Genomic DNA, 26,052 nt, shown 5'->3' with positions numbered 1-26,052 from the left:
TCAGTGTGATATCCATGCCAGCGCCTGCGCTTCCGTGAGCGGCCGGTTGAAGAGGGGCCCGCCGGGCTGCTGGAGAATTCCTCCGGAGTGCAGCGGGCCGGTGTCGACGGGGGCGAATCCCAGGTCCGAGATGATTCCCGCGACGATTTCCTTCGCTTTCACGTCGTCGCCCGCGGTGAAATGCGCCAGGCGCTCTCCGGGTGCGGTGCCGGCGACGGCGAGCGTTTCGAAATGCATGGTGTTGAGGGATTTCACGACCTGGGCGCCGGGATACCACTCGGCGACGAGATCGCTGGAGCCTCGGCCGCCGAGGTCGGCCGGGGTGCCGGGGCCGCCGAAGGCGTTGGTGGCGTCCACGAGGACCTTGTCCTGGACGACGTGCGGCGGCAGCAGCCCCCGTACGCCGTCGAACGGCACCATCAGGACCACCAGGTCGGCCCGGGCCGCGGCCTCGGCGGGGTGCGCCGCCGAGGCCGCCGGTCCCAGTTCCGCCAGGAGCGGGCCGAGGCTCCGGGGGCCCCGGGCGTTCGCGACCACGATCTCGTGGCCCGCGGCCACGAGGATCCTGGCGAGTGTGGAGCCGATCCGGCCGGCGCCGATGATGCCTGTCCGCATGTCGCTCCTAGGGAAAGGGGGCCGGGTTCCGGCGCCGGTCTCAGTCCATGCCGATCCAGACCGACTTGGTCTGGGTGTAGCTCTCGAGGGATTCGGGGCCGCACTCGCGGCCGTAGCCGGAGGCCTTGTAGCCGCCGTAGGGCACGGAGGGGTCGTACTGGTTGTAGCAATTCACCCAGACCGTGCCGGCCTTGATCTGCGAGGCGACCCGGTGGGCCCGGCGCAGGTCCTTGGTGTGGACTCCGGCGGCGAGGCCGTACGCGCTGTCGTTGGCGATGCGCACGGCGTCCTCCTCGCTGTCGAAGGGGATGATCGACAGGACGGGGCCGAAGATCTCCTCCTGCGCGATCCGCATGCCGTTGTCGACCCCGGTGAAGACGGTCGGCAGGAAGTACAGGCCCTGACTGGAGGCGCCCTCCGGGGTCCAGCCGGTGCCTCCGGTGCGCAGGACCGCGCCTTCCTTCTCGCCCACCTCGATGTAGGAGCTGACCTTCTCGAACTGTCCGCGGTGGGCCAGGGGCCCGAACAGGGTGGCCGGGTCGCGCGGGTCCCCGGGCTTGAGCGCGGCGGCCCTGCGGACGAGGCGTTCGACCAGTTCGTCGTGGATGGGGCGCTGGAGCAGCAGGCGGGAGCCGGCGGTGCAGATCTCGCCCTTGTTGTAGTAGATGCCGAAGAAGGCGAGTTCCTCGGCGGCGTCGAGGTCCGCGTCGGCGAAGACGATGTTGGCGGACTTCCCGCCGAGCTCCATCGTCACCTTCTTCAGGGTGCCGGCCGCCTTGCGGATGATGGACTGGCCGACGGCGGTGGAGCCGGTGAAGGCGATCTTGTCGATGTCCGGGTGGTCGGTGAGGGTCTCCCCCAGTTCCACGCCGGGACCGGTGATGACGTTCAGCACGCCGTCGGGTATTTCCGCCTCCTGGAACAGCTCCGCGATCTTCAGGGCGGTGAGCGGGGTGGCCGGGGAGGGCTTGTGGACCACCGTGTTGCCCGCCGCGAGGGCCGGCGCGATCTTCGTCATCGACAGCAGCAGCGGGAAGTTGAACGGGGTGATCGCGCAGACCACGCCGAGCGGTTCGCGCAGGGTGTAGGCGAGCTGCCCGCCGGCCGGGGCCCGCGAGGAGCCGTCGACGCGGGTGACGGCGCCGGCGTAGTAGTGCATGAGCTGGGCCGCCATGGGGGCGTCGACCGTGCTGGAGAAGGCGAACGGCTTGCCCATGTCCACGGTCTCCAGGAGGGCGATCTCCTCCAGGTCGCGTTCGATGAGCTCACCGACCCGGTTCAGCCGCAGCGCGCGCTCCTGGGCCGACAGTCTGCTCCACGGACCTTCCTCGTACGCCTTGCGGGCGGCGGCGACGGCCGCGTCCGCGTCGGCTGCGGTGGCCTGGGCCACCGGCACGATCTCCTGGCCGTCGACGGGGCTGATGTCCGGCTCGGTACGGCCGTCCTGGGCCGGGACCCAGGTGCCGCCGATGAACAACTTCCCGGGGTTGGCCAGGGGCTGGTCGCTGAGCGCGCGCTGTGTCATGGCTGCCTTCCGGATTCGGGTGCGGGGGGCTGGCGTCAGCCCTTCGCGAGCTGTGTCAGGAACGTCTCGGCGAGGGCCTTGGAGGAGTACGGGTTCTGGCCTGTCGTCAGCTTCCGGTCCACGACCACGTGCGAGTCCCAGATCACCTCGGCCTTCTCGTAGCGGGCGCCGAGCCTGGTGAGCTCGACCTCCAGGATCAGCGGGAGCCGGCCGGCCATGTTGGTGACCAGTTCCTCGCTGTGCGAGAAGGCCGTCATGCGGTAGCCCTCGAAGGGCCAGCGGCCTTCGCCGTCGCGCAGGGCGAGCAGCGAGGTGTGGCCGTGGCAGACGGTGGCCAGCGGCTTGTCCTGGGCGATGACCCAGCGCAGGATCTGGGCGAGTTCGTCGGACTTGGGCAGGTCGCCGATGGCTCCGTGGCCGCCGCTGACGTAGACGCCGTCGTAGTCGGCGATGTCCTTCTCGGTGAGGGACTCCAGGGCGAGGGGGGCCTTGAGCTGGGGGGTGTTCTCGATGACCCGGACGTACTCGGCGGCGTTGGCCGCGTCCTCGTCGGGCGAACCCTGGGGGCGGACCCACTGGAGGAACTGGGGGTCGATGCTCGTCCGGTCGACCGTCGGCGCCTGACCGCCGATGGTCGCGACGTCCACGGTGTGCCCGGCGGCCTTGAACAGCTGGTAGGGGACGACGAATTCCTCGGCCCAGAATCCCGAGGGGTGCTGTTCGCCGTCCAGCAGGTGGAGGGTGGCCTTGGCCGTCATGACGACGAGAATCTTCATGATTCTCTCCTTGTTCTGGATTCGCTGCCGATTCAACACGCCCCTCGCAAGGGGCGTAAGGGGACGACGTCAGGCCCGCGATACTTCGTCACGTGCGTCCAACGCCGAGATGATGGTGCGGAATTCACCGACCAGGGGGTGGTCGGGATGGGCTTCTGCGAATATGCGCTCCCCGTACAGCGCCGCCATTTCCGGCGAGTACGGAAGGATTCCGGCCAGCGGTGCCCCGTAGACCTCCTGCGCCCGCCGGCGGGCCCCTTCCCGGTCGACGCCGGCGGGGGCCATGCTCAGCACCAGGGTCCGCCGGCAGGGCAGGCGCCCGGCGAGGGCGATGGTCTCCTCGACTCCGGAGAGGTCGATCCGGTCCGCCCGCGCCATGATCATGAGTACGTCGGCGCTGGCCATGGCCGTCACCGACTCGTTGTTGAGCCCGGCGTGGGTGTCGAGGAGCAGCACGTCGAGGGCGAGGTGGCGGGCCAGCCGGTCGAAGCCCTCCGGGAGCATCCCCACGTCGTATCCGCTGGTCATGATCTCGCGCAGGGCGGCCGTCCCCGTGCGGGCCGGCACGACGTACAGTCCGCCGGGCCCGCCCGGGGCGCGCTCGGCGCCCACCTGCTGGGCCGCGGCCTCGATCTCGCAGCGGCCGAGGAGGTAGTCAGCCAGGGAGAAACCCGGTCCGAGCCGGAAGAGCAGGTCGAGGGTGGGTGACTGGATGTCGGTGTCCACCACCCCGACGCGGCGTCCTTCGGCCGCCAGGAGCAGCGCGAGGTTCGCCAGTACCGAGGACTTGCCCGTGCCACCTCGGTGCGAGTGCACCACGATGGTCCGGGTCATCAGGCCACCACCTGGAAGCCGGTGCCGTCCGCGTGCGGCCCCCGCGCCGCACGTGGCCGGTGGAGCGCCAGCATGGTGACGTCGTCGTGCTGTTCGGCGGTGCCGGTGTGCTCGCGGACCGCCCAGTCCATGCGGTCGACGACCTCCCTGCCGCTGGCCGGGGGGCCGGCGAGCAGTTCCAGCATGCGTTCGTCGCCGAGGAAGCGGCCCTGGGGGCAGCGTGCCTCGGGGACCCCGTCGGTGAAGACGAAGAGGGTGTCGCCCGGGTTCAGCTGGGCGTAGCCGAGGGTGTAGACGCAGTCGGGCAGGACTCCGACGGCGGGTCCGGTGATCTCCAGGGGGACGGGCGCGCTGCCGTCGGCGGGCAGTTTCAGGGGCGGGTTGTGGCCGCCGTTGATGTAGACGAGGCTGCCGGTGAGCGGGTCGAGCACCCCGAAGAAGAGGGTGGCGAAGTAGCCCTGCCGCAGGTGGTTGCGGGTGAGGTAGCCGTTGGTGGCGGTGACCGCGTTGAGCAGCGGGGTGGCGCCGACCACCGGGATGCGCCGGCTGCCTCCGGTGCGGCCGGCGACCAGGTGCTGGAGTCCGCTGTTCTCGGCGGTGTGCCGCAGCAGCGAGCGGATGAGGGCCATGAAGAGCGCGGCGCCGACCCCCTTGTCGCAGACGTCGGCGACGACGACGGCGAGCCGGCGGCCGCGGGATATCTCGAAGACGTCGTAGAAGTCCCCGGCGACCTGGCGGGCCGGCCGGAACCGTACGTCGATCTCCCACCCGTCCGGGACCGGCAGCCGTTCGGGCAGGAAGCCCGCCTGGATCTCCCGGCCGATCTCCAGTTCCTTCTCGTAGCCCATGAGCTCGGCGCGGGCGTCGGCCTCGCGCAGGGTGCGGCCGAGGCCGGCCCGCTCCGAGCAGCTGTGCAGGCGGGCCCCGACGAGGGCGGGCAGGAAGGGCGGTACGAGGTAGTCGTGCCCGAGCCGTACGTGTTCCTCCAGTGCGGCGAACTCCGACACGGTCCAGACGACCACGATGGGTTCTCCGGCCCAGCGGCGCAGCCGGCGCACGGCCATCCGTACGGACTCCCCGTCGGCCTCGGCAGGGGCGAGCAGTACGTCCGCGACGGGCAGCCGTTCCAGCGGGCCTTCGCGGAGCTCCTCGAGGGAGCGGGTGACGAGGTGCGCGTCCATCGTCCGCAGCGCGCCCCGCAGTTCGGGCGGCGGGGGCGGGTTCACGTCGAGGATGATCACGGTTGTGGAGGGCATGGGTCCGTCCCCTCAGCTCTCACGGTCAGCGTGCTGATGTTGCGGCCGTCCGTGCGTCTGTAGCCGAACCCGTCCACGCTGGTCAGCGCCAGGTGGATGCCGAGTCCGCCGATCCGCCGTTCCTCGGGGCGGACCCCGGGTGCGGGCGGGAGGCGGCCTTCGACGGGGTCGAAGGCGGGTGCGCCGTCCTCGATGACGATGCGCACCTCGCCCGGGCCGGAGCGGCCGCGGACGGTGATCCGTCCGTCGCCGCCCCGGTACCCGTGCATCACGATGTTCGTGGCCAGTTCGTCCACGGCCAGCCGGATCCGGTAGGCGGCGCCCTTGTCCAGGGCCGCCCGTCCGGCCAGCCGCAGGACGAAGGAGGCGATCTCGCCCAGTGCCCCCACCGTCGCGGGCACCTCCAGTACGGCGGTCTCCGTCGCCAGTTCGGCCATGTCGGTCACGGTGGTCACTCGTCGGCGAGGACGATGCTCCGGTCGAGTCCGGCCGTCCGGATGGTCCGGGAGACGGGCTCGATGGCGCCCACCACCCTGATCGTGACGTGGTCGGCGACCTTCTGCTGGGCGAAGACCAGGGAGCGCAGTCCGGCGCTGGCCATGTAGCCGACGCCGGCCATCCGGATCTCCACGGTGCTGGTGCCGTGCCCGGCGGCCTTCTCGATGGTCTGGTGGAAGTCCGGCGCGGTCTTGGCGTCCAGCTCGCCCGCCAGTTCGATCACGGTGGTGTCGCCGTCGATGCTCAGGGACACGGAAAGGGGCATCTCAGGTCTCCTTCTACTCGTCGGGATCGTTCGTGCGGCCGACCAGGATCACGACCGAGCGCGGGCCGATCAGGTACTTCCCGGCGTTGTCGAGCTCCTGCTCGGTGCCCGGAGTACGGATGTCGTGCGGCGCCTCGGCCCCGGTGTCGGCGAAGAGGTGCCAGCTGCGTCCGCCGGGCAGGGCGGGCAGTTCCAGGTCGTGGGACTCCCAGTGCGAGTTCATCGCCACGTACACGACGTCGTCGTCCCCGGTGCCGCAGCGGGCCACCGCCAGCAGCCGGCTCTCCTGCGACCAGTCGGGCTGCCAGGCCCGCTCCCCGTGCCAGCTGATGTCGGGCAGACCGAGGTTCTCCCGGATCCGGCCGGTGGGGTGGGAGGTCGCGCGCAGCTCCCGGTGGCGCTTGCGGAAGGCGATCATCTGGCGGGTGAAGCGGAGCAGTTCGGCGTTCTCGTCGACCTGGTCCCAGTCGAACCAGGACAGTTCGTTGTCCTGGCAGTACGTGTTGTTGTTGCCGCACTGGGTCCGCGCGACCTCGTCCCCGGACAGCAGCATCGGGATGCCCTGGCTGGTGAAGAGGATGGCGAGGGCGTTCTTCATCTGCCGGGTGCGCAGCGCGTTGATCTCCGGGTCGTCGGTCGGCCCTTCGGCTCCGCAGTTCCAGCTGTTGTTGTCGTTGGCGCCGTCGTTGTTGTTCTCGCCGTTGGCCTCGTTGTGCTTGTCGTTGTAGGAGACCAGGTCGGCGAGGGTGAAGCCGTCGTGTGCGGTCAGGAAGTTGACCGACGCGGCGGTCCCGCGGCTGGAGTAGAGGTCGGGCGAGCCGGCGATCCGGGTGGCGAGTTCGCCGGTGACGCCCGGGTCCCCCTTGAGGAAGCGGCGCACGGTGTCGCGGTACTTCCCGTTCCACTCGGCCCAGCGGCCGTACGCCGGGAAGTTGCCGACCTCGTAGAGGCCGCCGGCGTCCCAGGCCTCGGCGATGAGCTTGGTGTGCCGCAGGACCGGGTCGTAGGCGAGCAGTTCCAGCAGCGGCGGGTTGGGCAGCGGGGTGCCGTCCAGGTCCCGGCCGAGGATGGCGGCGAGGTCGAAGCGGAAGCCGTCGATGTGGTAGTCGGCGACCCAGTGGCGCAGGCAGTCGAGCACGTAGTTGCGCACGACGGGGTGGTTGCAGTTGACGGTGTTGCCGGTGCCGCTGAAGTTGAAGTAGTACCCCTCGGGCGTGAGCATGTAGTACGTGGCGTTGTCGAGGCCCTTGAAGGAGATCGTCGGGCCCTGCTCGTTGCCCTCGGCGGTGTGGTTGAAGACGACGTCGAGGATGACCTCGATGCCGGCCGCGTGCAGGTCCTTGATCAGGGTGCGGAACTCGTCGCCCTGCATCCCGTACCGCCCGGTGGCGGCGTAGCCGGCCTTCGGCGCGAAGAACGAGACGGTGTTGTAGCCCCAGTAGTCGAAGAGCCGCTCCCCCGTCTCGGGGTTGCTGCGCGGGTTGTCGCTCTCGTCGAACTCGAACACGGGCAGGAGCTCGATGCAGTTCACGCCGAGTTCCTTGAGGTACGGGATCTTCTCGCGCAGCCCGGCGAAGGTTCCGGGCGCGGTGACCCCCGAGTTGGGGTGCCGGGTGAAGCCGCGCACGTGGGCCTCGTAGACGACGAGGTCCTCGGCGGGGATGCCCAGCGGGGTGTCGTCGCCCCAGTCGAAGTCCTGGAGGCAGACGCGGGAGCGGTACTGGTAGCCGCGGCTGCGGTCCGGCTCCACGCCCCACACGTCGCGGCCGGCGATCAGCCGGGCGTAGGGGTCGGAGAGGACCTGGCGGGCGTCGAAGCGGTGGCCGGTGACCGGGTCGTAGGGGCCGTCGGCCCGGTACCCGTACTCGATGTTCTCGTGGTCGAGGCCGAAGACCGTCATGGCGAAGACGCTGCCGGTGCGGAACTCCTGGGGGAATTCCAGCTCGGCCATCGGCTCGGGCTCTCCGCGCTTGTAGATGACCAGGGTCATGGAGGTGGCCTGGTCGGAGAAGACGGAGAAGCTGACCCCGCCGGGGACCACGTTGGCCCCGAAGGGGAACGGTTTGCCGGCGCGGACGCGGTACCCGCCCACTTCGTGGGTCGGGTACGCGTCGACGCGCAGGACCTGCTCGGACCGGGTCTCGCTCATCGCGCCGCCTTGGCCTTGGCCTTGGCCGCCGCGGCCGCCGCCTCGCCGGTCTCGAAGAAGTCGAGGAAGCCGGTGGCCGACATGACGAACCGGACTTCCTCGCTCACCCCGTACAGGGTGACGGCGATGCCCGCGTGCTGGGCCTCGCGGTAGACGACGAGCAGGGTGCGCAGGCCGGCGCTGGAGACGTAGGTGACCGCCGTGAGGTCGATCCGCAGCGGCCTGCCCTCGCGGACCAGCGGCAGCAGCGACTGGAGCAGTGAGCCGGAGGTCTCGCTGTTGATCTCACCGGTGGCGACGAGCACGGTGCCCGTCTTGTTGCGGCGTTCCTTGACGTTGAGACTCATTGCTTGCATTCCCCTCTGGTTGGGGCGCCCCCCGTTGAGCGCGCGGTGAGCCCCCGTGGAACTACTGGGCCACGGGCCGGAGGCGGACCTTGACCTTGACCCGCCCCTGGACGTCGGGGAGGTGGACGGTCAGTTCGTCCGCGTCGAACTCCTCGTACGGCTTCTCGTCGATCTCCACGGACGCGATGCGCACGGAACCCGCCGGGAGCAGGTCGGGCGAGACGCGCAGGATCCGGTCGGGAAGGCCGGTCGGGTCGGGCTGGAAGTGGAAGTCCATCTCCCGGCCGTTGATGAGGAGGTTGTTGTAGACGGCGGCGAGGTAGCACAGCTCCGCCGAGTGGTACATGGACATCGAGTGGCTGCCCTTGAGCCGCTCGGTGCCGAGCAGGTACGGCGTGCCGCTGGCGAGCACGTTGAAGTAGACGGCTCCCTCGTCGTGGTCGAGGAAGAAGGTGTTGTAGAAGGACTGGGCCTGCCGGGCCTCGCGCAGGTTCGCCTCGCCGCCGACGGTGCCGCCCAGGATGAGGTAGGCGAGGATCGCCTGCTCCTGCTGCCACCAGGCCTTGCGGTCGTGCCAGGCGAATCGATACGCCTCCTGGTCGCCGGACTTGGTCCGCTCGACGACGTCGTACCAGCCGCCGCGCTGCAGGTCGCTGCCGACGGCCGGCATGATCTCGCCGATCTTCTTGGCGAGCTCCTCGTACGCCGGCTTGGCCTTCAGCGAGTTCATCCGCATCAGGTTCCAGGCGATCTTCAGGTTGTGGCCGACCACGGCCCGGTCCTGCTGCCAGCTGTGCGCCTTGTCGTGCGACCAGTCCCGGTGGAAGCGCTCCTGGACGAAGGGGCTGTTCTTGTAGTCCGGGAAGCGGTCCGCGATGGTGTCGAAGGTGTACTCCAGGAAGTCGGCGTACTTCTGGTCGCCGGTCGCCAGGTACAGGTTGATCAGGTACGCGGGCGCGTGGTCGCCGACCGAGTTCCAGTTCTTGCGCTCGGCGTTCTCGCCGAGGGACTCGTGGTCGGCGCTGAAGAGGATCGGGTCGATGTGCGAGTAGTAGCCGCCCTGCTCCGGGTCGAAGAAGAACTTGTCGAACAGCCGGATGGTGGCGTCCGCGTCGTTCTTGATCCGGACGTCGCCGGTGACCCGGTACGTCTGGATGGGGCCGGCCAGCGCGTAGATCTGCTCGTACATCGGGATCGCGTCGTAGTCGTCGGAGAACTCCGAGGTGAACAGCTTGCGTTCGGTGTCCCCGTCGACGCTGATGCCGTGGTACCAGAAGACCACGTCCTCCTCGCTGTCCACGACGCGCATGTGCTTGCGCAGGTACTCGGTGCCGCGCTCGGCGACCTCCAGGTACTCGTCCTTGCCGGTCAGCAGGTAGGCCGAGGCCATGCCGTAGACCAGGCGGGAGATGGTGTCGGTCTCCTGGACGTGGCTGGCGGTCTTGTCGCCGCCGAGCCGGATCTCGGTGCGGTACTCGGTGAAGTCCACCGGTCCGTCGCCGAACTGGGCCCGCTTGTAGAAGTCGGCCAGCGACTCGATCTGCTTGATCCACCAGCTGGGTTCCTCGAAGCGGTAGTCCTCGGCGCCGCGGCCGAGGAACACCAGGCGCTTGGCGTCGAAGCGCCCCCCGTGCTCGGGGTAGTGGATGCCGTACGCGAAGAGGAACCGGCCGGGCGAGAGCATCTCGTCGATGTGCCCGGATGCGTCGATGTAGGGCTCCTCCAGGTTGCGGACGAGCTCGGCGCTCGGGCCGCCGGCCAGCGAGACGTCGAACTCGCGGCCGTCGGAGGTCTTCAGCCGCAGGACGCGCGCCGCGGAGTCGAAGCGGACGACGTAGCCCGCGATGGTGTCGGAGAAGGAGAAGCTCACGGCGTCCGCCATGTCATGCACCGTCCTTGTCGTGAGAGCCGTCGTAAGAGCGGTCGTCCTCGTATCCCTGGCTGACCTCGACGATCACTCCGTCCGGATCGCGGAGCCAGACGGTCCGCCAGCCGCAGATGAAGTCGTCGAAGTCCAGCGGCCCCAGCGTCACGTCGGCCGCGTCGCCCAGCCGCGCCAGGAACGCGTCCACGTCGTCGGTCTGGAAGGCCAGGTGGCGCATCCGGCCGGGGGCCTGCGGCCCGTCGTCGTGGGCCGGGCGGGCCGGTTCGGCGGCGGCCGCGAAGAGCTCCAGGTACGCGTCCCCCTTGCGCAGGAACACGATCTCGGAGTCGCCCAGGTTCACCACCCGGGCCCGGGAGAATCCGAAGTACCGGGTGTAGAAGTCCTCGGTGGACTTCTGGTCCGTGCAGTTCAGGCCCACGTGCGACCAGCGCAGTCCGGCCGCCGCCATCAGGCGGCCCCCCTGCCCCGCCCGGCCGCGATCAGCTCGATGATCCGGCGGGCGAAGAGGTGGTGGTGGGCGCCGGTGCGGCCGGTGACGAGGTCGCCGTCGACGACCACGTCCTCGTCCACGTACTCGCCGCCCATGTTGCGGACGTCGCCGATGAGGTTGTTGTGGCAGACCACCTTGCGGCCGCGGATCTTGCCGGGGATCGAGGAGGCCAGCCACATGCCGTGGCAGATGATCCCCTTGAGGACCGTGGGCTCCTCGAAGGCCCGGCGCAGCAGCTCCGTGGCGGGGGCGAGCACGTCCACGTCCTCGGTGTAGCGCAGCCGGTCGGCCACCATGCCCGAGGGCACGATGATCGCCGCGTACCGGCGCAGCTCCTCGTCGCTCAGCCCCTCCAGGGACTTGTCGGCGGTGAACGGCGCCCGGTACTCGTGCCCGGAGAAGGTGATGGAGTCGTTGCCCCACAGCCGGGTCAGGAAGTCGACCTCGGCGCCCTCCTCCGCGAACCGGTGCTGGTAGTAGAAGATCTCCGGCTCGTAGAAGTCGCTCTCGACCAGGACCGCGATCCGGGTCCCGGTCAGCGCGCCCTCGCGCAGGACGGCGTCAGGCACGGGAGGCCCCCTTCAGGAAGTCCGCCGCGCGTTCGGCGATCATCGCGATGGCGGTGTGGCAGTTGCCCGACGGGACGGCGGGCATCACGCTCGCGTCGACGACGCGCAGGCCCTGCACGCCGTGCACGCGCAGCTCGGGGTCGACCACGGAGAGGTCGTCGACGCCCATGCGGCAGGAGCCGGCCTGGTGGTGGTAGCTCTCCGACTTCTGCTTCACGAAGCCGCGCAGCTCGGAGTCGCTGAGGTAGGCCGGGCCGGGCTGGAGCTCCTGCTTGTACCAGGGCGAGAAGGCCGAGGTCGCGAAGAGCTCCCGGGCGATCTTGACGCCCTGCACCATCCGCTCCAGGTCCCAGCGGTCGCCCAGGTAGTTCGGGTTGATCAGCGGGTGGGCCAGCGGGTCGGCGCTCGCCAGCCTGATCCAGCCGCGCGAGACCGGGCGTACGACACCCGGCAGGATGGACACGGTGTTCGGGTGGTCCTGGCCGACGATCACGTCGAACGGGACGTGCACGAAGGCGATCTGCAGGTCGGGCGCGGGCAGCCCGGGCCGGGAGGACAGGAACAGAGCGCTCTCCGAGAGGTTCTGCGTGGGCGGCGGGAGTTCCTGGGTGACCTCGGCCATCAGCCCGGTCAGCACGTGGTTGTGGAAGTTCTCGCCGACCCCTGGCAGGTCCGCGGTGACCCCGATGCCGTGCTCCCTGAGCTGGTGCGGGTGCCCGATCCCGGAGAGCAGCAGCAGCTTCGGGGACTCGATCGCCCCGGCGGCCACGATCACCTCCCTGCGGGCCCGTGCGGTGTGCGGGCCGGGCTCCGCGGGGGTGCTGTGGCCGTCCCGGACGGTCCGGCCGGGGAATTCCGGGGCGGGCTGGAGCTGCACGTACTCGACGCCCGTGCAGGTGTCCCCGTCGAAGAGCAGCCGGGTGCTCTGCGCGCTGGTGCGCAGGGTCAGGTTGGAGCGGTCGAGCGCGGGCTCCAGGTACGCGGCGAGGGTGCCCTGGCGGCGGCCGTCGGCCACGTCGATGTGGTGCCAGCCGGTGCCGAAGAGGCCGCGCCGGGGACCGTCGGTGTTGAAGTCGGCGATCTCCTGGTGGCCGAGCTCCACGGCCGCGTCGATGAAGGCGCGGGAGACCGGGTTGGGGGCGTGCCGGCCGGCGTTGGTGATGCGCTGCGGGCCCCGGGTGCCGGTGGTGGCGGCGGTGGCGTCCTCCTGGCCCTCCAGGAGGGAGAAGTACGGGAGCACGTCCTCGTACGCCCAGCCGGCCGCGCCCTGGTAGGCCCAGTTGTCGAAGTCCGAGGCGTGGCCCCGGATGTGCATCATGATGTAGAGGTTGCTGCTGCCGCCCGGGGCCTTGCCGCGCGGTTCGTAGGTGCGGCGGCCGTCGAGGCCGGGCTGCGGGGTGCTGGTGTAGCCCCAGTCGACGGGCCCGCCGAGCAGCTTGTACCAGGACGACGGGTCGTCCACCTCGGGCGGGATCCGGGAGCCGCCCGCCTCCAGGACGAGGACGGAGACGTCCGGGTCCTCGGAGAGCCGGTTCGCCAGCACGCTGCCAGCGGTGCCGGACCCCACGACGATGTAGTCGTACTCCTCTGCGCTCACGGGTCCCCCTCAGCCCTGGCTCAGGACCTGGAAGGGGGCCGTGTCGTGGAAGTTCGCCATGTAGGCGATCTTTCCGTCCACGATCCGGAAGAAGTTCATGACCTCGGCCTCGATGGCCTCGCCGGAGGCGCTGACCGCCGTCAGGTGCGAGACGGCCGCGGCCTTCTCCCCGCCGTCGTCGACGACGAAGTGCACGGGCTCGTTCCGGAAGACCCGGTACATGGTGCCCATGCCCTTCATCATCGAGCGCAGCACCTCCAGGCCCTCGATGCGCCCGGCGAGCTGCTCGTCCATGACCTGGTCGTCGGCGAACAGGTCGCACCAGCGGTCCCAGTCGCCGGCGTTGGCGTACTGGTAGTACTTCGTGAGGATCTCTCGCGGTTCCATGGCCTCGCTCACCCCTCTATCGGTCGCGTCGGGTGCCGTCCGGCGCGAAGGGCGCCCAGAACCGGCTGAAGGCGGCCGCCGTGTCGCCGAAGAGCCCGTCGCGGCCCTCGACGATCCGGCCGTCCCGCCACTTCATGAAGTGGAAGACCGGGTAGTCCATCCGCTCGTACGGCGACTCGCTCGCGGCGTCCGCGCCGTCGCGCAGGGCGACGTTGCGGCACACGTCCGCGCTGCAGTCCTCGCCCACGAGGACCGCCTCCAGGTCCATCCGGAAGGTGCCGCCGGTGAGTTTGTGGGTCTGCCCCATCAGCTCCAGGAAGGCGTCGAGGCTCTCGTACCATCCGGCCAGCGGGTGGTTGCCCGGCACCAGCCAGCGCAGGTCCTCGGAGTAGTACTCCAGGATGCGCGCCCGGTCGCCGGAGCCGAGGGCCGCGTAGGCCTCCCGGACCCGCTCCCGCGTCACTTCGGTCATCGTCGCTTCTCCTTCGCCGGCGGTCAGAGGGAGCCGGAACCGGGCATCGGAGCCAGGTCGTTGACGGTGTACTGCTTGATCAGCGGCCCGTCCGGGCCCGCCACCACCGTCCAGGTCTGGTCGGCGTCGAAGCCGAGCCATTCGCTGCGGGCGGCCGGCGGGTCCCAGATCTTGGCCTGCCAGTTGACGAGGACCCGGACGATGGCCCGGTCGCCCTCGATGACCGGCTCCACCTTCGTGACCGTGTGGACCTCGTCGAAGAACCGGTTGGTCACGGCCTCGTACCAGCGGCCGAAGCCCTGGTGGCCGAGGAAGGTGTCCTCGGGGACCTTGAACTCCAGGTCCTCGGTGATCAGGGCGAGCACCTGGTCCGCCGGCACGTGCCGGTCCAGTGCCACGTACCAGTCCTCGGCGAACCTGCGGATCGCGTCCTCGGTCAGCTGCCGCTCGGCGGGCATGCGGTCTCCTCCTGTCCGGTCGGGTGTGTCAGATCTGGATGTCGACGAGGAACGGTCCTGGGCGGGTCAGCATCCGGTTCACGGCCGCCACCGCCTCGTCCGGCTTCTCCACCCGCATCCCGCCGGCGCCCAGGGACCGGGCCAGCCCGGCGAAGTCGATCTCGGGGTGGGAGAGGTCGAAGGATCCGGGGAAGCCGTGCTGCGGGATGTCCCGCTCCCGCCAGTACTGGGCGATGTTGTCGTCCAGCAGCCGGTACTTGCGGTTGTTGCAGACCACGAACTTGGCGTCGATGCCGTGCCGGACCGCCGTCCACAGCGCCTGGTACGTGTACATCGACCCGCCGTCGCCGGCGAAGCCCACGACGAGCCGCTCCGGCCGGGCCAGCTTCGCGCCGACCGCCCCGGGGAAGCCCACGCCGAGCGAGCCGCCCCGGGTGAGGTGGTAGTCGCCCGGGCGTTCCGCGGGCAGGTACCGGGTGACCAGCGGGGAGGTGGTCAGCGCCTCGTCGAAGACGATCAGGTCCCCGCCGGTGCGCTCGGCCAGGGTCTTCAGGAAGACGGTCATCGGCGTGCCGTCGTCCTCCTGCGCCTGGGCCCGCACGGCTCGTGCCCGTTCCCTGGTCCGTACGTCGAGCCGGGCGGCCGCGGCGGCCCGCTGCTGCGGGGTGAGCCGCCGCTCCAGTACGCCGGCCAGCGCGCGCAGCGCCTGCCGCGGGTCGGCGGCCAGGCCCAGGTCCACCGGGTGGTTCTTGGCGATCTCGTAGGCGTTGAGGTCGATGTGGACGATCTTCGCGCCCGCCCGGAAGGGGTTCTCCAGTTCGGGGAACACCTCCGGGAAGACATAGGTGCCGACGATCAGGACCCCGTCGGCGTCCCCGATCAGCTCCTTGCTGTGCGGGCCGAACATGTGGCCCGTCTGGCCGCGCCGCAGCGGGTGCGAGGCCGCGATGTTGACCTCGGAGGAGTCGACCTCGTAGACGTCGGCGCCCAGCAGTTCGGCGACGGCCGCGAGTTCGCGCTGGGCCCCGGAGAGCGCCACCCCGTCGCCGACGAGGAGGACCGGGCGCTCGGCGGGGGCGAGCAGCTCGGCCGCCCTCCCCACCGAGGCCGGCGAGGGGGCCACGTCCGTGAGCGGCACCGTGGCGGGCAGCACGGGCTCGGAGTTGAGCTCGTCCAGCACGTCCATGGGCAGCGCCACGAACACGGGCCCGCGGGGCGGGGTGAGCGCGATCTTCACGGCTCGCCGGACGGTGCGCAGCACGGACCGCGGGTCGGTGACCCGGGTGGCGTACTTGGTCACCGGCTTCGCCATGGCCACCAGGTCGGAGGCCATCTGCGCGTCCATGGCGTCGTAGCGGACGCCGGCGTCACCGGCGACCACGACGAGCGGGGTGTGGCCGCGCAGCGACTGGTAGAGCATGCCGATGCCGTTGCCCAGCCCGACCCCCGAGTGCAGCTGGAGCAGGGCCGCGCCGCCGGTCGCCCGGGCGTACCCGTCGGCGATGCCGGCGGCCACGGTCTCCTGGAGGGCGAGGACGTAGGTGAAGTCCTCCGCCGCGTCGACCGCGTCGAGGAATCCCTGTTCCACCGTTCCCGGATTTCCGAACATCACATTCAGGCCGTCGGCCTTGAACTGCTCGATCAGCCTTTCCCGTCCCGGACTCGCCGGAGTGGCTTCGGCATTCATCGGACTCCCCTTGAAATCACCAGCCGTACCGGATGAGACCGTCCTCCAGGACTTCCACGATCTTCTGCCCCGTGAGATACGAATCGGGGGTCGAGCGGCCGGTGACGAACGGGAAGTCGACGATCACGGAAACCGGCTTTCCGAAATTGCCGTGGTACGCGCCGCGCGGGCCGGTGGCATCGCGCAGGATGTACTCCAGCGGGTACGGCGGCGGGCCCATGTTGAAGTCGGTACCGAGGAATCCGGTTCCGTCCTTGTAGTCGTACTCCTTGCAGTGGCCGGTCACGTGCTTGCCCCAGATGATGCTCTTGCGGTCGCTCCAGTCCCGGGCGAAGGCCAGGCAGGCGACGCCGTAGCACTCGGCGGCGACGACCTTGCCGGCCTTCTCGAAGGCCAGGATCAGGGCGTGCACGCGCTCGTTGTTGGCGAGGTCGGCGATGGGTCCGCTGCCGCCGACGATGAGGATCGCGTCGTACCCGGCGATGTCGGCGTCGAGCCTGTCCAGGTCGCGGTGGTACTGCTCCAGCTTCCGCAGGTAGCCCTCGTCGCTCGTGTACGGGCGCTCGGGGACCCACGCCTCGATGTCGAGCGGGGAGTCCAGCCGGCTGGACTGCTCGAACTCGCGGCCCAGCCGGGCGTTCTCCTCGGTGGTGACCGAGCGGCCCAGCGGGGGGTCGATGTAGTTCGCGTCGAGGCTCGGCGGAAGAGCGTGCGCACGCTTTCCGGTCGGCGTGGCGAATACGACCTCGTAGCCCCGCTCGTCGAACTTCGATACGGGGCCTATCAGTTCCTCGGCCCAGTAACCGTGTTCGGAGACAATGACCAGAATCTTTCTGCTCACGAATTCCTCCAGGCGCCGCCTGTTGTCGTTGGCGTCCACCACACTGGCCGCGCCCGGGGCATGCGTCAAAGCGTCGGTGTGCGACTTGGTGAGGTAGCGGCCATGGTCATCACGGCACTTCAGGAAGTCGCTCCGGGAGGTCATGAAGTCGATCCAGGACTACCTGACTTCGGCCGAATCCCTGAACCATCGCGGGGGCCGCGACCTATGGTCTGGACGCGCCGTCAATCACGGAATGCACGGGACACCGGCGCGAGGACGCGACGAGAAGGACGGGGACGATCGATGGACCTGTTGTGCACACACCTCGACCGGATACGTCCGGTGAAACCGGGCACCGAGGGCTGCGAGGAGTGCCTCGCCTCCGGTGACGGCTGGGTTCACCTGCGGATGTGCCTGAGCTGCGGTCACGTCGGCTGCTGCGACTCCTCGAAGAACCGTCACGCCACCCGCCACTACCGGGTCACCGAGCACCCCATCGCCGCCTCGCACGAGCCGGGCGAGGACTGGGCCTGGTGCTACGCCGACAAGCTGATGCTGGACCCGGCGTGAGCGCGGCCCCGGAGAGCGCGGCGGCCGTCACCTCCTCCGGCGCCGCCCCGGCCGAGCGCGCCGAGAACCGCAAGCCGGTCATCCTGGCCGTGGACGACGATCCGCAGGTGCTGCGCGCCGTCCGCCGCGACCTGCGCAGCGCCTACGGAGACCGCTACCGGGTGCTCGGCGCCTCGTCCGCGGCCGACGCCCTGAAGATCCTGGACTCGCTGGACGAGCGGGGCCACGACCCGGCGCTCTTCCTCGTCGACCAGCGGATGCCCGACGTCACGGGGGTGGAGTTCCTCCTCGAGGCCGTCAGCCGGTTCCCGGACGCGCGCCGGGTGCTGCTGACCGCGTACGCGGAGACCGACGCGGCGATCACCGCCATCAACCGGGTGCGGCTGGACTACTACCTGCTCAAACCGTGGGACCCTCCGCACGAGCGGCTGTTCCCGGTCCTGGACGACCTGCTGTCGGACTGGCTGGCCACCTACCGCCCGGCGTACGACGGGATCATCGTCGCCGGCCACCTGGTCTCCCCCGGCACCCACGCCGTCCGGGACTTCTTCACCCGCAACGGCCAGCCGTTCCGCTTCCTGAACGTCGAGCGGGACCCCGAGGCGCTGACCCTGATCGCCGCCGAGCCGGGCGGAGCGCTGCCCCTGGTCCGCTTCCCGGACGGGTCGGTGCTCTCGGCCCCCGGGGACACGGAGCTCGCCCAGCGGCTGGGGCTGGCCACCACCGCCTCCCGCCCGCACTACGAGTGCGTGATCGTCGGCGCGGGTCCCGCCGGCCTGGCGGCCGGGGTCTACTCGGCCTCGGAGGGCCTGTCGACGCTGATGCTGGACTCCCGCGCCCCGGGAGGCCAGGCCGGCACCTCCAGCCTGATCGAGAACTACCTCGGCTTCCCCTCGGGCCTCTCGGGCGGGGACCTCACCCGCCGCGCCACCATCCAGGCCTCCCGTTTCGGGGCGGAGATCCTGCACCCGGTCGAGGTGGTCTCGCTGACCCGGGACGACCCGGCGAAGGTCCTCACCCTGGCGGACGGTACGGAGATCAGCGCGGAGACGGTGCTCCTCGCCACCGGCGTCTCGTACAACCGACTGGAGGCGCCGGGCGCGGACCGCTTCGAGGGGGCCGGGCTCTACTACGGCGCGGCCACCACCGAGAGCTCGGCCTGCATCTCCCAGCACGTGTTCATCGTGGGCGGGGCCAACTCGGCCGGCCAGGCGGCGGTGCACTTCGCCAAGTACGCGGCGCGGGTGACGATCCTGGTGCGCGCGGCCTCGCTGGACGCGAGCATGTCCCGGTACCTCGTCGACGAGATCGACCGCACCCCGAACATCGAGGTCAGGGTCCGCACCACGGTGGTCCGGCTGGACGGCGCGGAGCACCTGGAGCGCATCACCCTCCACGACGCGGACACGGGCGCGGACACCGAGGTCCCGGCCCGTTTCATGTTCACCTTCATCGGCGCCCGCCCGCACACCGAGTGGCTCTCGGGGGTCGTGGAACGGGACGAGTACGGCTTCGTCCTCACGGGGTCGGACCTGATCGCCAACGGGGGCGAGCTGCCGGCCGAATGGAGCCTGGAACGCGCCCCCTACCCGCTGGAGACGAGCGTTCCGGGCGTCTTCGCGGCCGGTGACGTGCGGGCCCACTCGGTGAAGCGGGTCGCCTCGGGCGTCGGCGAGGGCGCGATGGCGGTCTCCCTCATCCACCGCTACCGCTCGATGGGCTGAGAGCGAACACCGGCCGGGGCCCTTGCGATCAAGGAGCGATCGGACGCAACGTTGATTACATGATTACAGCCGAACAGAGCGAAAAGCTCCGCGCGTGGTTCGCCGAGCGCCTGCCGGTGGACGTGTACGAGTCCCTCGTGTCGGTCACGGTCGACCGCGAGGAGATCACGGTCGTCGGCACCGTCCCGGCGAACGAATCGGTCGGGGAGTTCCGCGAGCGCACCCGCGAGCAGCGCATCGAGGTGGCGCGCGAGGCCGAGGAGCTCTACCGCCGCAAGGTGGCCTGGGGTGTGCGGTCCGGTGCGGAGACGGCCCTCTTCACGCACCTGGCCGTGCCCGTCATGACCCGGCTGCGCCAGTCCGAACGCCAGGTCCTCGACACCCTGGTCGCGGGCGGCGTGGCCCGCAGCCGGGCCGACGCGCTGGCCTGGTGCGTCCGCCTGGTCGGGCGGAACACCGACGAGTGGCTCTCCGAGCTGCGCGCGTCGCTGGACAAGGTGCAGCGGGTCCGCGCCCAGGGCCCCGACGTCGCCGAACCGGGCGACCCGGGTGAATCCGACTCCAGGAAGTCCGGTTCGGAATGACGGAATCACCCCACGACCGCCCATGATCGCGTAAGGCTGGCCCGGACCGACCACGAGGGAGAGGCACGCACCATGACCACGACCGTCGAATACATCCGCTACCGGATCGCCTTGGACGATCAGCAGGCCTTCGAAACCTCGTACGCGAGGGCGGCCGAGGCGCTGGCCGCCGCACCCGAGTGCATCGACTACGAACTCGCCCGCTGCGAGGAGGAGAAGGAGCGCTACATCCTGCGCATCCGCTGGACCTCGGTCGACGCCCACCTGAACGGCTTCCGCAAGGGCGAGCACTTCCCGGCCTTCTTCAGCGCGATCCGGCCGTACGTGACGGCGATCGAGGAGATGCAGCACTACACGGTGACCGATGTCGCGGGCACCGGAAAGGCCGCCGGACAGTCATGAGCACCACACCGTCGACACCCACCATCTACGAGTGGATGGGCGGAGCGGAGGCGATGAAACGCCTCACGGACGCCTTCTACGCGCACGCCCTGCAGGACGAGATCCTCGCCCCGGTCTTCGCGGGCATGGACTCCGAGCACCCCCAGCACGTCGCCGTCTGGCTGTCGGAGGTCTTCGGCGGCCCGGCGGACTACACCGCCCACCACGGCGGCCACCAGCACATGGCCACCAAGCACCTGGGCCGCGGCATCACGGAGAAGCAGCGCCGCCGCTGGGTGGACCTGCTGATGGACACGGCCGACGAGGTCGGACTCCCCACGGACCCGGAGTTCCGCGGGGTGTTCGCCTACTACATCGAGTGGGGCACCCGGATGGCCCTGATCTACTCGGGGCCCAATCCGCCCCCGGTGGACGCGGCCAAGATCCCGGTCTGGTCCTGGGGCCAGACCCCGCCCTGGATCCCCAAGGGCTGAAAGTCCGGTCACGTCCGCCCCGGACCCCTCCGGCCGGCCGCCTCAGCGCATGAACTTGTAGCGCCGAGGGGGCAGCCGCGGGGTCTGGGGCGGCATGCCTTCGGCGAGGAGCACGGTGAGCGGCACGGCCTCGGCCCCGTCACGCGGCTCCGCGCGCTGCCAGAACTCCACCGCCCCCTCCAGGATCTCCACGAACTTCGCCCAGTCCCCCGGCTCCGCCTCCGCGCAGCCCCGCCAGGACGTCACGGTCACCAGGCGTCCCGGCGCCTGCGGCAGCCACGAGAGGTCCCGCAGCACGTCGGCCAGCGCGTCCCAGTTCCCGCCGAACCACTCCGGCAGCCGCAGGGCCTCCTGGCAGCGCCGCATCAGCGCGGCCTTGCCGCGCACCCCGTCGAGGTCCAGCTCCATGACCGTCCAGCCGGCCTTCTCGGCGGCGTCGAGCGCCGGGGCCAGCGGCAGCGGCTCCAGGGAGGTGGACGGGGACAGGGGTGAGATCGGGCTCATCGGAGAACCGCCTTGAATGTGTCGTAGTGATCGTCTGTGTAGTAGAACTCGCCGCCCTGCCCCGTCACGATCCGCCGGGCGCCCCTGTCCGGCTCCCCCGGCGTCTTGACCGTGAACTCGTGGTAGTAGCCGCGCTTGCGCTTCGGCAGTGCCTTCTCGAAGTTGCCGAAGACCGTGCCGTCCTGGCGGTAGGGGTACGGCCCGCCCTTGTCGATGAGCAGGAGCACGTCCCGGGCCTGCTGCGGCAGCGCGTCGGCCCGTACGGTCGCCATCCCCTTGGCCCACGACGGGGCGGGTGCGGCACTGCCGGTGGCGGCGGCGGGCGCGGCGTTCGGACCGCCGCAGCCCGCCAGGCCGCCTACCAGCGCGGCGCCGAGGAACAAGGCCCCGAGCAGCCGCAGGAACGATCGGGGCGCGTTCCGGAGGATCATGCGCCGATCGTGCCAAATATCCGATTCGCTCGCGAATCGTCGGATGGCCCCGGAGGGCCTCAGAGGGCGGACATCTTGGTGTAAGGGCTCAGAACACGCTTCTGGACCGATCCGAAGTCGACGAGAACAGCGATCCCCTCCTCGATTCCGACGACACGGCCGAGGCCGTGCTCGTCGTGGGAAACCCGGTCGCCGACGGAGAACTGCCGGATGGGCTGTTCCTCGGGCGCCTTGAACGGGCTGGACGGCAAATGACGGCGAGGTACTGCAGATTTGGTCATCGGAACCAGTATGACCCCAGTCACCCGCGCCACGGGCCGCCGTTCGGATCTCGATTCAGGCACCATCCGTCCCGGCGCCCGCACCGGTCAGCCGTCCGGATCGGCCCGGTCCAGCGCCGGCCGGAGACCCGGGGCCGACTCGGTCAGCAGGTAGTCGGCGACGGCCGTGTCCGTGACCAGGCTGGTCACCAGACCCGACCGCAGCACCGCCCCGATCGCGGAGGCCTTGCGCAGCCCGCCCGCGATGGCCACCACCTCGGGGATCCGCCGCAGGCGGTCCGCCTCCACGGTGATGCACCGCTCGCCGAGGTCCCGGCCCACCCGCCGCCCCTCGGAGTCGAACAGGTGCGCCGACATCTCGGCCGCGACGCCGAGCGAGGCGTAGTGCGCCCGCTCCTCGTCCGTGAGCATGTCGTGGACGGTCGAGATGCCGGGCTCCCAGGAGCCGATGGAGACGGCCGCGACCGTCACCTTGTCGAAGTACTCGAACGCGCGCGCGATCCCGGTCTGGCTCCGCAGCGCCGCCGCGGTGGCCGGGTCCGGGAGCAGCATCGGCGCGTAGATCGGGTGCGCGTCCCCGCCGGAGACCTGCGCGGCCCGCCGTACGGCCTCCACCGAGCCGCGCTCCGCGGTCCCGGCGTCGTACACGCCGGTCAGCTGGACCACGGTGCACGGGGGCAGCCGGTGCAGGGAGGCGGCCATGTGGATCGTCGAGCGCCCCCAGGCCAGGCCGAGCACGTCGCCCTCGTTGACGAGCTCGCCCAGCAGGTCCGCGGCGACGGCACCCAGGTTCTCCGGGTCGGGGGCGTCCTCCGTCGCGTCGGCCGGGGACTCCACGACCACCGCGTGCCGCAGCCCGTACCGGGCGCGGAGCGCGTCGGAGCGCTCCGCGTCCAGCTCCGCGGGAACGCGGATCTCGATGCGTACGAGATCGCGTTCGAGGGCGGTCTCCAGGACCCGGGCCACCTTGAAGCGGCTCACGCCGAACTCCTCGGCGATCTGGATCTTGGACTTGCCCTCCAGGTAGAAGCGTCGCGCCATGGCCGCAGCCTGCACCAGCTCCGCGGGTCCCATCCGCAGGGCTGACCGTCCCGCCGAAGTTGCAGACACCGCGTTCTCCTCACTGCTGTTCACACTCTCGACTCGTCGTTCATCCTGTCAGATCCGACGGCCGTTGATCAGCCTGGACAGCTCCCGTTCACCGAGCCGTCCACCAAGCCTTCTCCTCAGTGGTCGCAGGCCCACGGCGCGGCCGCGATGGCCGTACCCGCCTGCTCACGCAGCGTGCGTACGGCGGCCGCCGGGTCGACCGCTCCGTATACGGCGCTGCCCGCGACGAAGACGTCGGCGCCGGCCTCGGCGCAGCGCTCGATGGTCGAGGCCGACACCCCGCCGTCGACCTGGAGCCAGATCTCCAGACCGTGCTTGGAGATCAGCTCACGGGTGCGGCGGATCTTGGGCAGCATGATGTCCAGAAAGGGCTGGCCGCCGAAGCCCGGCTCGACGGTCATGATCAGCAGCATGTCGAGCTCGGGGAGGATGTCCTCGTACTGCTCGATCGGCGTCGCGGGCTTGAGCGCCATGGAGGCGCGCGCGCCCTTGGCCCGGATCTCCCGCGCGAGACGCACGGGCGCGGCCGCGGCCTCGGCGTGGAAGGTCACCGAGCCCGCCCCGGCCTCCACGTACTGCGGGGCCCAGCGGTCCGGGTTCTCGATCATCAGGTGGAGGTCGAGCGGGGTGTCCGTGGCCCGGCTCAGGGATTCCACGACCGGTACGCCGAGGGTCAGGTTGGGGACGAAGTGGTTGTCCATGACGTCGACATGCAGCCAGTCGGCTCCCTCGACGGCCTTCGCCTCCTCGGCGAGGCGGGCGAAGTCGGCGGACAGGATGCTGGGAAAAATCTGGGCGGCCATGCCCCAAGCGTGCCATGCCACCGCGCGGTTCCGGCCACGACCCCGGAAGTCGGGATCGACTCGGCAGCGCTGCAGCGATACCGCAGAATATTCGGCTTGTCCTTGGAGATCGCCTTGCCGCCGTCGTCGGTCAGGCGGGCGGCGCGCCGCGCAGGTGGCGCAGCAGCCCCTCCAGCGCGGCCCAGCTCTCGGCGGTCTCGGCGTCGCCGAGTGCGTAGTAGTAGCCCGGCCGGGCCTGCGGACCCAGTCGCACCGGGCGTTCCTTGAGCGGCGTCCTCCTGGCGGTGTCCCGCCCCGCTTCCTGGACCTCCGCGGGGCCGAGTACGAAGGCGTACGGCAGTGGCGGGTTCTCGTAGTGGGGCGGGGTGCTCAGGTCCCGGCGTGCTGCGCGCAGCTGGCACAGCATGCTCGTGAGCCCGTACCGGGTCACCAGCTCCTCGGCCAGCCCCGGAAGCGCCTCCAGGGGGAGCGCCTCGTCAGAGCCGTAGCCCAAGGTGAGGGTGATGTCCTCCTCAACGCCCTCGGGGGTGCGGATCACGCGCAGGGTGGCGACCGCGGGCCGGTCCGGGGTGCCGACGACCACGGTCCAGGTGGACCGAGGGGCCCGCTCGTAGGCCAGCTCGGTCAGCTGGCGCCGCGACCACGTCAGGCCGGCGGGCTCCGAGGTCCCCCAGCCGGCCGGCAGGCCGCCCGTCAGCACCTGCCAGGCGGCCTCGAGCGCGCCGCCGAGGACGAGGTCCGCCGTGGGTCGGTGCCGGGTACGGAAGGAGACACTGAGCTGGCGTTCACCGGTCTGCGGGGCCTCTGCGAAGGTGTCCGCCACCCGCGTCTCGCCGTTCTCGCCCGGAGCGGGGCAGAAGGCGTCGTCCTGCCAGGTGAGGACGGCGCCCGTAAGCCCGTCGTAGTAGCCGCATCGCTCGTCCTGCACCACCCAGCGCGAGGGCATCGCCTGCAACAGCAGACGGGTGGGCGTGGAAAGGCGGCAGTGCGGCGGGGTGACGATCTGCAGGGATCGCTCGCTCTCCACGGTGGCCCGCAGCACCTCGGAGAGCCAGCTCGTCATGGGGACGACGGGGCGGTCCTGGAGGACGACGGCAGCCTTGTCGGTGAGCAAGTCGACGGCCGGCTGGGCGGCGGCGGGCACCGGCACGGCGGTGACGCCCGAGACGTCGACCGGGCAGGCCGCGCCGACGGTGCCCGGGGCGTCCGGCGGCCAGACCCGACCGCCAAGGAGCATGGTCAGGCGGGCGGCGAAGGCTCCGGCGAGCTGCTCGGCCTCTGGTACGCCGGCGGCGGCGCGGGCCTCGACCCACCACGCCGGACCGTCTCCCGACAGCTCGGCACCCGGCCCCAGCAGTCGTACCGCCTCGCTCCGCACCTGGAGCATCAGCGGGACTTCGATCGATACGAGCGGCCGGCCCTCGGCATCACAGAGCTGGACCACGGCGCCCTCTCCGGCGGACTCGACCAGAAGGTCGGGGCCGCCCGCGAGCAGGCCGGCCAGGACGCTCAGCGCGTCCGGCATGCGCTCGGTGAGCGCGATCACGTCCTTGGTCATGCCGTGTTCCTTGTCGTCATGTTCTCTCGTTGCCGAAGGTCAGCAGGCACTCGCCGAACCGTCGGCCTTCCGGGCCCTGCGCACGGGAGACGACGGGGACGGCATGGATCAGGGCAATCGGGGAGCAGCTGACGTCGAGCACGCTCATCACAGATGTTTCGTGCCTGACATCGTCCAGCAGCACCTTGAGGGTTTGTCTGTCGAACAACTGTTGGCGAGGCGCACCATGGCGCGGGGCCGTCCAGCCGCAGGGTGTCAGGTCCTGCTCGGCGCCCGCGCCCGCGAACTACGGGAACGTGTTGTCCTAGGAGAACCCTCCTCCGTCGGTCGGCTTCGCTGCGAACAAGTGGCTCCGCCCCGATTTCGGTGACGATCCGCCGCAGTACCTGCTTTCGCTCACCGGAGAACTCCCCCACGGAGATACCGGTCAGCTACTCATTTCGGGCCGGCAATGAGGAGTCGTCTGCCCAAGCCACCAAGGGCGTCCACACATCCGCCGCCGGACCGCCCACGCCCGATCGCGATCGGGGCGGGCGGCTGGGCAGGGTCTTCATGCCCCGAGGTGGTCGCGAACTCCGGCGAGCGGATCGCGACCGTGCTCCTGGGCGTACTCGCCGCGACGTGCTTCGGCCTTCTGCGGATTCGCCGCGCAGCAGTAGTCCCAGAAGTCGACCAGTACGCGGAACGCGTCGTCGAGCGTGTATTCGCCCTGGACGTGCTCGACGAAATAGTTCTCCACCCTCACGCCCTGCGGGCTGATGGTGACGGTGTGAGCATTGCCATCCAGGTCCTCCGGCGCGAATCCGGGATCGGCCTTGGCCTCGGCGACCAGGTCGATCGCTTCCAGAACGGACAGCGGTGAAAGTTGGATGTCAGCCGTGACCCACTGCCCCAGGATGTTCAGCTCGGCAGGGCCCGAGAAGGACGGCACTCCGAAGGCGTCCTCGACGTAGTACTTGGTGCGGATCACTGCTCTGTT

Annotated in this window: 31 protein-coding genes; 5 read left to right on the top strand and 26 right to left on the bottom strand. The window is 70.4% G+C overall.

The window, feature by feature from the left end; genetic code table 11:
- The 18 genes from ACZ6Y1_RS29105 to ACZ6Y1_RS29020 form a co-directional block, all read right to left on the bottom strand.
- The gene (locus tag ACZ6Y1_RS29105) at positions 1–615 is read right to left on the bottom strand and encodes an NADPH-dependent F420 reductase (RefSeq protein ID WP_469636272.1); all 615 of its coding nucleotides are present in this window, start codon (positions 613–615) and stop codon (positions 1–3) included.
- A 40-nt stretch (positions 616–655) separates the two neighbouring features.
- Positions 656–2,140 carry an aldehyde dehydrogenase family protein gene (locus tag ACZ6Y1_RS29100; RefSeq protein WP_469636269.1) on the bottom strand — a complete coding sequence of 495 codons (1,485 nt, stop codon included), beginning with the start codon at positions 2,138–2,140 and terminating at the stop codon, positions 656–658.
- Positions 2,141–2,175: 35 nt separating this feature from the next.
- Positions 2,176–2,916, bottom strand: a complete 741-nt coding sequence (locus ACZ6Y1_RS29095; protein ID WP_469636265.1) for a type 1 glutamine amidotransferase domain-containing protein — start codon at positions 2,914–2,916, stop codon at positions 2,176–2,178.
- Positions 2,917–2,985: 69 nt separating this feature from the next.
- Entirely contained in the window at positions 2,986–3,750 is a 765-nt protein-coding gene (locus ACZ6Y1_RS29090) for a MinD/ParA family ATP-binding protein (RefSeq protein WP_469636262.1), read from the bottom strand.
- Entirely contained in the window at positions 3,750–5,006 is a 1,257-nt protein-coding gene (locus tag ACZ6Y1_RS29085; protein WP_469636259.1) for a PP2C family protein-serine/threonine phosphatase, read from the bottom strand. The genes ACZ6Y1_RS29090 and ACZ6Y1_RS29085 overlap by 1 nt, the downstream gene beginning before the upstream one ends.
- Positions 4,988–5,443: an ATP-binding protein gene (locus ACZ6Y1_RS29080; RefSeq protein ID WP_469636371.1), complete on the bottom strand. Its 456-nt coding sequence runs from the start codon at positions 5,441–5,443 to the stop codon at positions 4,988–4,990. The genes ACZ6Y1_RS29085 and ACZ6Y1_RS29080 overlap by 19 nt, the downstream gene beginning before the upstream one ends.
- 14 nt (positions 5,444–5,457) lie before the next feature.
- Positions 5,458–5,769, bottom strand: coding sequence for an STAS domain-containing protein (locus tag ACZ6Y1_RS29075; RefSeq protein WP_469636256.1), 312 nt, complete (start codon positions 5,767–5,769; stop codon positions 5,458–5,460).
- Positions 5,770–5,782: 13 nt separating this feature from the next.
- Entirely contained in the window at positions 5,783–7,918 is a 2,136-nt protein-coding gene (glgX, locus tag ACZ6Y1_RS29070) for a glycogen debranching protein GlgX (RefSeq protein WP_469636251.1), read from the bottom strand.
- Complete coding sequence (locus ACZ6Y1_RS29065; RefSeq protein ID WP_469636248.1) at positions 7,915–8,265, bottom strand: STAS domain-containing protein; 351 nt, start codon at positions 8,263–8,265, stop codon at positions 7,915–7,917. The genes glgX and ACZ6Y1_RS29065 overlap by 4 nt, the downstream gene beginning before the upstream one ends.
- A gap of 61 nt (positions 8,266–8,326) precedes the next feature.
- Entirely contained in the window at positions 8,327–10,147 is a 1,821-nt protein-coding gene (locus ACZ6Y1_RS29060; RefSeq protein ID WP_469636245.1) for an AGE family epimerase/isomerase, read from the bottom strand.
- Between the two features lies 1 nt (position 10,148).
- Positions 10,149–10,598, bottom strand: coding sequence for a VOC family protein (locus tag ACZ6Y1_RS29055; protein WP_469636242.1), 450 nt, complete (start codon positions 10,596–10,598; stop codon positions 10,149–10,151).
- Positions 10,598–11,209, bottom strand: a complete 612-nt coding sequence (locus ACZ6Y1_RS29050) for a DJ-1/PfpI family protein (protein WP_469636239.1) — start codon at positions 11,207–11,209, stop codon at positions 10,598–10,600. The genes ACZ6Y1_RS29055 and ACZ6Y1_RS29050 overlap by 1 nt, the downstream gene beginning before the upstream one ends.
- Positions 11,202–12,806, bottom strand: a complete 1,605-nt coding sequence (locus tag ACZ6Y1_RS29045; protein WP_469636236.1) for a GMC family oxidoreductase — start codon at positions 12,804–12,806, stop codon at positions 11,202–11,204. Before ACZ6Y1_RS29045 ends, ACZ6Y1_RS29050 begins: the two co-directional genes overlap by 8 nt.
- A gap of 9 nt (positions 12,807–12,815) precedes the next feature.
- Positions 12,816–13,193 carry a nuclear transport factor 2 family protein gene (locus ACZ6Y1_RS29040; protein ID WP_469636233.1) on the bottom strand — a complete coding sequence of 126 codons (378 nt, stop codon included), beginning with the start codon at positions 13,191–13,193 and terminating at the stop codon, positions 12,816–12,818.
- A gap of 16 nt (positions 13,194–13,209) precedes the next feature.
- On the bottom strand, positions 13,210–13,665 hold the full coding sequence (locus tag ACZ6Y1_RS29035; protein ID WP_469636230.1) for a nuclear transport factor 2 family protein: 456 nt from the start codon (positions 13,663–13,665) through the stop codon (positions 13,210–13,212).
- A gap of 23 nt (positions 13,666–13,688) precedes the next feature.
- A complete protein-coding gene (locus ACZ6Y1_RS29030) occupies positions 13,689–14,123 on the bottom strand; it encodes a nuclear transport factor 2 family protein (protein ID WP_469636225.1) in 435 nt (144 codons plus the stop codon).
- 28 nt (positions 14,124–14,151) lie between these two features.
- Positions 14,152–15,810 (bottom strand): thiamine pyrophosphate-binding protein, encoded by a 1,659-nt coding sequence (locus ACZ6Y1_RS29025; RefSeq protein ID WP_469636222.1) that lies wholly within the window; start codon positions 15,808–15,810, stop codon positions 14,152–14,154.
- A 16-nt stretch (positions 15,811–15,826) separates the two neighbouring features.
- Positions 15,827–16,651, bottom strand: coding sequence for a type 1 glutamine amidotransferase domain-containing protein (locus tag ACZ6Y1_RS29020; protein ID WP_469636368.1), 825 nt, complete (start codon positions 16,649–16,651; stop codon positions 15,827–15,829).
- 285 nt (positions 16,652–16,936) lie between these two features.
- Here ACZ6Y1_RS29020 and ACZ6Y1_RS29015 point away from each other — a divergent pair, with 285 nt between their 5' ends.
- The 5 genes from ACZ6Y1_RS29015 (at position 16,937) to ACZ6Y1_RS28995 (ending at position 20,386) form a co-directional block, all read left to right on the top strand.
- Complete coding sequence (locus tag ACZ6Y1_RS29015) at positions 16,937–17,203, top strand: UBP-type zinc finger domain-containing protein (RefSeq protein ID WP_469636219.1); 267 nt, start codon at positions 16,937–16,939, stop codon at positions 17,201–17,203.
- Entirely contained in the window at positions 17,200–18,927 is a 1,728-nt protein-coding gene (locus ACZ6Y1_RS29010; protein ID WP_469636216.1) for an FAD-dependent oxidoreductase, read from the top strand. Before ACZ6Y1_RS29015 ends, ACZ6Y1_RS29010 begins: the two co-directional genes overlap by 4 nt.
- Positions 18,928–18,986: 59 nt before the next feature.
- Positions 18,987–19,511 (top strand): hypothetical protein, encoded by a 525-nt coding sequence (locus tag ACZ6Y1_RS29005; protein ID WP_469636213.1) that lies wholly within the window; start codon positions 18,987–18,989, stop codon positions 19,509–19,511.
- A gap of 72 nt (positions 19,512–19,583) precedes the next feature.
- Positions 19,584–19,913, top strand: coding sequence for a putative quinol monooxygenase (locus ACZ6Y1_RS29000; protein WP_376657680.1), 330 nt, complete (start codon positions 19,584–19,586; stop codon positions 19,911–19,913).
- Positions 19,910–20,386, top strand: coding sequence for a group II truncated hemoglobin (locus tag ACZ6Y1_RS28995; protein ID WP_469636210.1), 477 nt, complete (start codon positions 19,910–19,912; stop codon positions 20,384–20,386). The genes ACZ6Y1_RS29000 and ACZ6Y1_RS28995 overlap by 4 nt, the downstream gene beginning before the upstream one ends.
- A gap of 42 nt (positions 20,387–20,428) precedes the next feature.
- Here the strand turns inward: ACZ6Y1_RS28995 and ACZ6Y1_RS28990 are convergent, their stop codons facing one another.
- The 8 genes from ACZ6Y1_RS28990 to ACZ6Y1_RS28955 all read right to left on the bottom strand — a co-directional run bounded on the left by ACZ6Y1_RS28990 (position 20,429) and on the right by ACZ6Y1_RS28955 (position 26,043).
- Complete coding sequence (locus ACZ6Y1_RS28990; RefSeq protein ID WP_469636206.1) at positions 20,429–20,890, bottom strand: barstar family protein; 462 nt, start codon at positions 20,888–20,890, stop codon at positions 20,429–20,431.
- Positions 20,887–21,321, bottom strand: coding sequence for a guanyl-specific ribonuclease (locus tag ACZ6Y1_RS28985; protein WP_469636203.1), 435 nt, complete (start codon positions 21,319–21,321; stop codon positions 20,887–20,889). Before ACZ6Y1_RS28985 ends, ACZ6Y1_RS28990 begins: the two co-directional genes overlap by 4 nt.
- Before the next feature lie 59 nt (positions 21,322–21,380).
- A complete protein-coding gene (locus ACZ6Y1_RS28980; RefSeq protein ID WP_384746843.1) occupies positions 21,381–21,602 on the bottom strand; it encodes a CarD family transcriptional regulator in 222 nt (73 codons plus the stop codon).
- 87 nt (positions 21,603–21,689) lie between these two features.
- Positions 21,690–22,676, bottom strand: a complete 987-nt coding sequence (locus tag ACZ6Y1_RS28975; RefSeq protein WP_469636365.1) for a sugar-binding transcriptional regulator — start codon at positions 22,674–22,676, stop codon at positions 21,690–21,692.
- 152 nt (positions 22,677–22,828) lie between these two features.
- A complete protein-coding gene (gene rpe / locus ACZ6Y1_RS28970; RefSeq protein ID WP_469636198.1) occupies positions 22,829–23,515 on the bottom strand; it encodes a ribulose-phosphate 3-epimerase in 687 nt (228 codons plus the stop codon).
- 130 nt (positions 23,516–23,645) lie between these two features.
- Positions 23,646–25,073 carry a DUF6177 family protein gene (locus ACZ6Y1_RS28965; protein WP_469636195.1) on the bottom strand — a complete coding sequence of 476 codons (1,428 nt, stop codon included), beginning with the start codon at positions 25,071–25,073 and terminating at the stop codon, positions 23,646–23,648.
- Between the two features lie 16 nt (positions 25,074–25,089).
- Positions 25,090–25,221: a hypothetical protein gene (locus ACZ6Y1_RS28960; RefSeq protein WP_469636192.1), complete on the bottom strand. Its 132-nt coding sequence runs from the start codon at positions 25,219–25,221 to the stop codon at positions 25,090–25,092.
- A gap of 402 nt (positions 25,222–25,623) precedes the next feature.
- A complete protein-coding gene (locus ACZ6Y1_RS28955) occupies positions 25,624–26,043 on the bottom strand; it encodes a hypothetical protein (protein WP_469636189.1) in 420 nt (139 codons plus the stop codon).
- Positions 26,044–26,052 lie beyond the last annotated feature (9 nt).

This window comes from Streptomyces sp. NPDC053432, assembly GCF_055585365.1.
The sequence above is the reverse complement of the archived record's forward strand: the minus strand, read 5'-3'. Positions and strand labels throughout refer to the sequence as shown.

Excerpts from the sequence above, each read along its gene's own strand:
- ACZ6Y1_RS29000 (WP_376657680.1), top strand. The coding sequence starts at position 19,584 with ATGACCACGACCGTCGAATACATCCGCTACCGGATCGCCTTGGACGAT.
- ACZ6Y1_RS29035 (WP_469636230.1), bottom strand. The coding sequence starts at position 13,665 with ATGACCGAAGTGACGCGGGAGCGGGTCCGGGAGGCCTACGCGGCCCTC.
- ACZ6Y1_RS29095 (WP_469636265.1), bottom strand. The coding sequence starts at position 2,916 with ATGAAGATTCTCGTCGTCATGACGGCCAAGGCCACCCTCCACCTGCTG.
- ACZ6Y1_RS29085 (WP_469636259.1), bottom strand. The coding sequence starts at position 5,006 with ATGCCCTCCACAACCGTGATCATCCTCGACGTGAACCCGCCCCCGCCG.
- ACZ6Y1_RS29090 (WP_469636262.1), bottom strand. The coding sequence starts at position 3,750 with ATGACCCGGACCATCGTGGTGCACTCGCACCGAGGTGGCACGGGCAAG.
- ACZ6Y1_RS29005 (WP_469636213.1), top strand. The coding sequence starts at position 18,987 with ATGATTACAGCCGAACAGAGCGAAAAGCTCCGCGCGTGGTTCGCCGAG.
- ACZ6Y1_RS29100 (WP_469636269.1), bottom strand. The coding sequence starts at position 2,140 with ATGACACAGCGCGCGCTCAGCGACCAGCCCCTGGCCAACCCCGGGAAG.
- ACZ6Y1_RS28985 (WP_469636203.1), bottom strand. The coding sequence starts at position 21,321 with ATGATCCTCCGGAACGCGCCCCGATCGTTCCTGCGGCTGCTCGGGGCC.
- ACZ6Y1_RS29105 (WP_469636272.1), bottom strand. The coding sequence starts at position 615 with ATGCGGACAGGCATCATCGGCGCCGGCCGGATCGGCTCCACACTCGCC.
- ACZ6Y1_RS28975 (WP_469636365.1), bottom strand. The coding sequence starts at position 22,676 with ATGGGACCCGCGGAGCTGGTGCAGGCTGCGGCCATGGCGCGACGCTTC.
- ACZ6Y1_RS28965 (WP_469636195.1), bottom strand. The coding sequence starts at position 25,073 with ATGACCAAGGACGTGATCGCGCTCACCGAGCGCATGCCGGACGCGCTG.
- ACZ6Y1_RS29060 (WP_469636245.1), bottom strand. The coding sequence starts at position 10,147 with ATGGCGGACGCCGTGAGCTTCTCCTTCTCCGACACCATCGCGGGCTAC.
- ACZ6Y1_RS29015 (WP_469636219.1), top strand. The coding sequence starts at position 16,937 with ATGGACCTGTTGTGCACACACCTCGACCGGATACGTCCGGTGAAACCG.
- ACZ6Y1_RS29075 (WP_469636256.1), bottom strand. The coding sequence starts at position 5,769 with ATGCCCCTTTCCGTGTCCCTGAGCATCGACGGCGACACCACCGTGATC.
- ACZ6Y1_RS29040 (WP_469636233.1), bottom strand. The coding sequence starts at position 13,193 with ATGGAACCGCGAGAGATCCTCACGAAGTACTACCAGTACGCCAACGCC.
- glgX (WP_469636251.1), bottom strand. The coding sequence starts at position 7,918 with ATGAGCGAGACCCGGTCCGAGCAGGTCCTGCGCGTCGACGCGTACCCG.
- ACZ6Y1_RS29080 (WP_469636371.1), bottom strand. The coding sequence starts at position 5,443 with ATGGCCGAACTGGCGACGGAGACCGCCGTACTGGAGGTGCCCGCGACG.
- rpe (WP_469636198.1), bottom strand. The coding sequence starts at position 23,515 with ATGGCCGCCCAGATTTTTCCCAGCATCCTGTCCGCCGACTTCGCCCGC.
- ACZ6Y1_RS28990 (WP_469636206.1), bottom strand. The coding sequence starts at position 20,890 with ATGAGCCCGATCTCACCCCTGTCCCCGTCCACCTCCCTGGAGCCGCTG.
- ACZ6Y1_RS28980 (WP_384746843.1), bottom strand. The coding sequence starts at position 21,602 with ATGACCAAATCTGCAGTACCTCGCCGTCATTTGCCGTCCAGCCCGTTC.
- ACZ6Y1_RS28995 (WP_469636210.1), top strand. The coding sequence starts at position 19,910 with ATGAGCACCACACCGTCGACACCCACCATCTACGAGTGGATGGGCGGA.
- ACZ6Y1_RS28960 (WP_469636192.1), bottom strand. The coding sequence starts at position 25,221 with ATGAGCGTGCTCGACGTCAGCTGCTCCCCGATTGCCCTGATCCATGCC.
- ACZ6Y1_RS29055 (WP_469636242.1), bottom strand. The coding sequence starts at position 10,598 with ATGGCGGCGGCCGGACTGCGCTGGTCGCACGTGGGCCTGAACTGCACG.
- ACZ6Y1_RS29030 (WP_469636225.1), bottom strand. The coding sequence starts at position 14,123 with ATGCCCGCCGAGCGGCAGCTGACCGAGGACGCGATCCGCAGGTTCGCC.
- ACZ6Y1_RS29025 (WP_469636222.1), bottom strand. The coding sequence starts at position 15,810 with ATGAATGCCGAAGCCACTCCGGCGAGTCCGGGACGGGAAAGGCTGATC.
- ACZ6Y1_RS29065 (WP_469636248.1), bottom strand. The coding sequence starts at position 8,265 with ATGAGTCTCAACGTCAAGGAACGCCGCAACAAGACGGGCACCGTGCTC.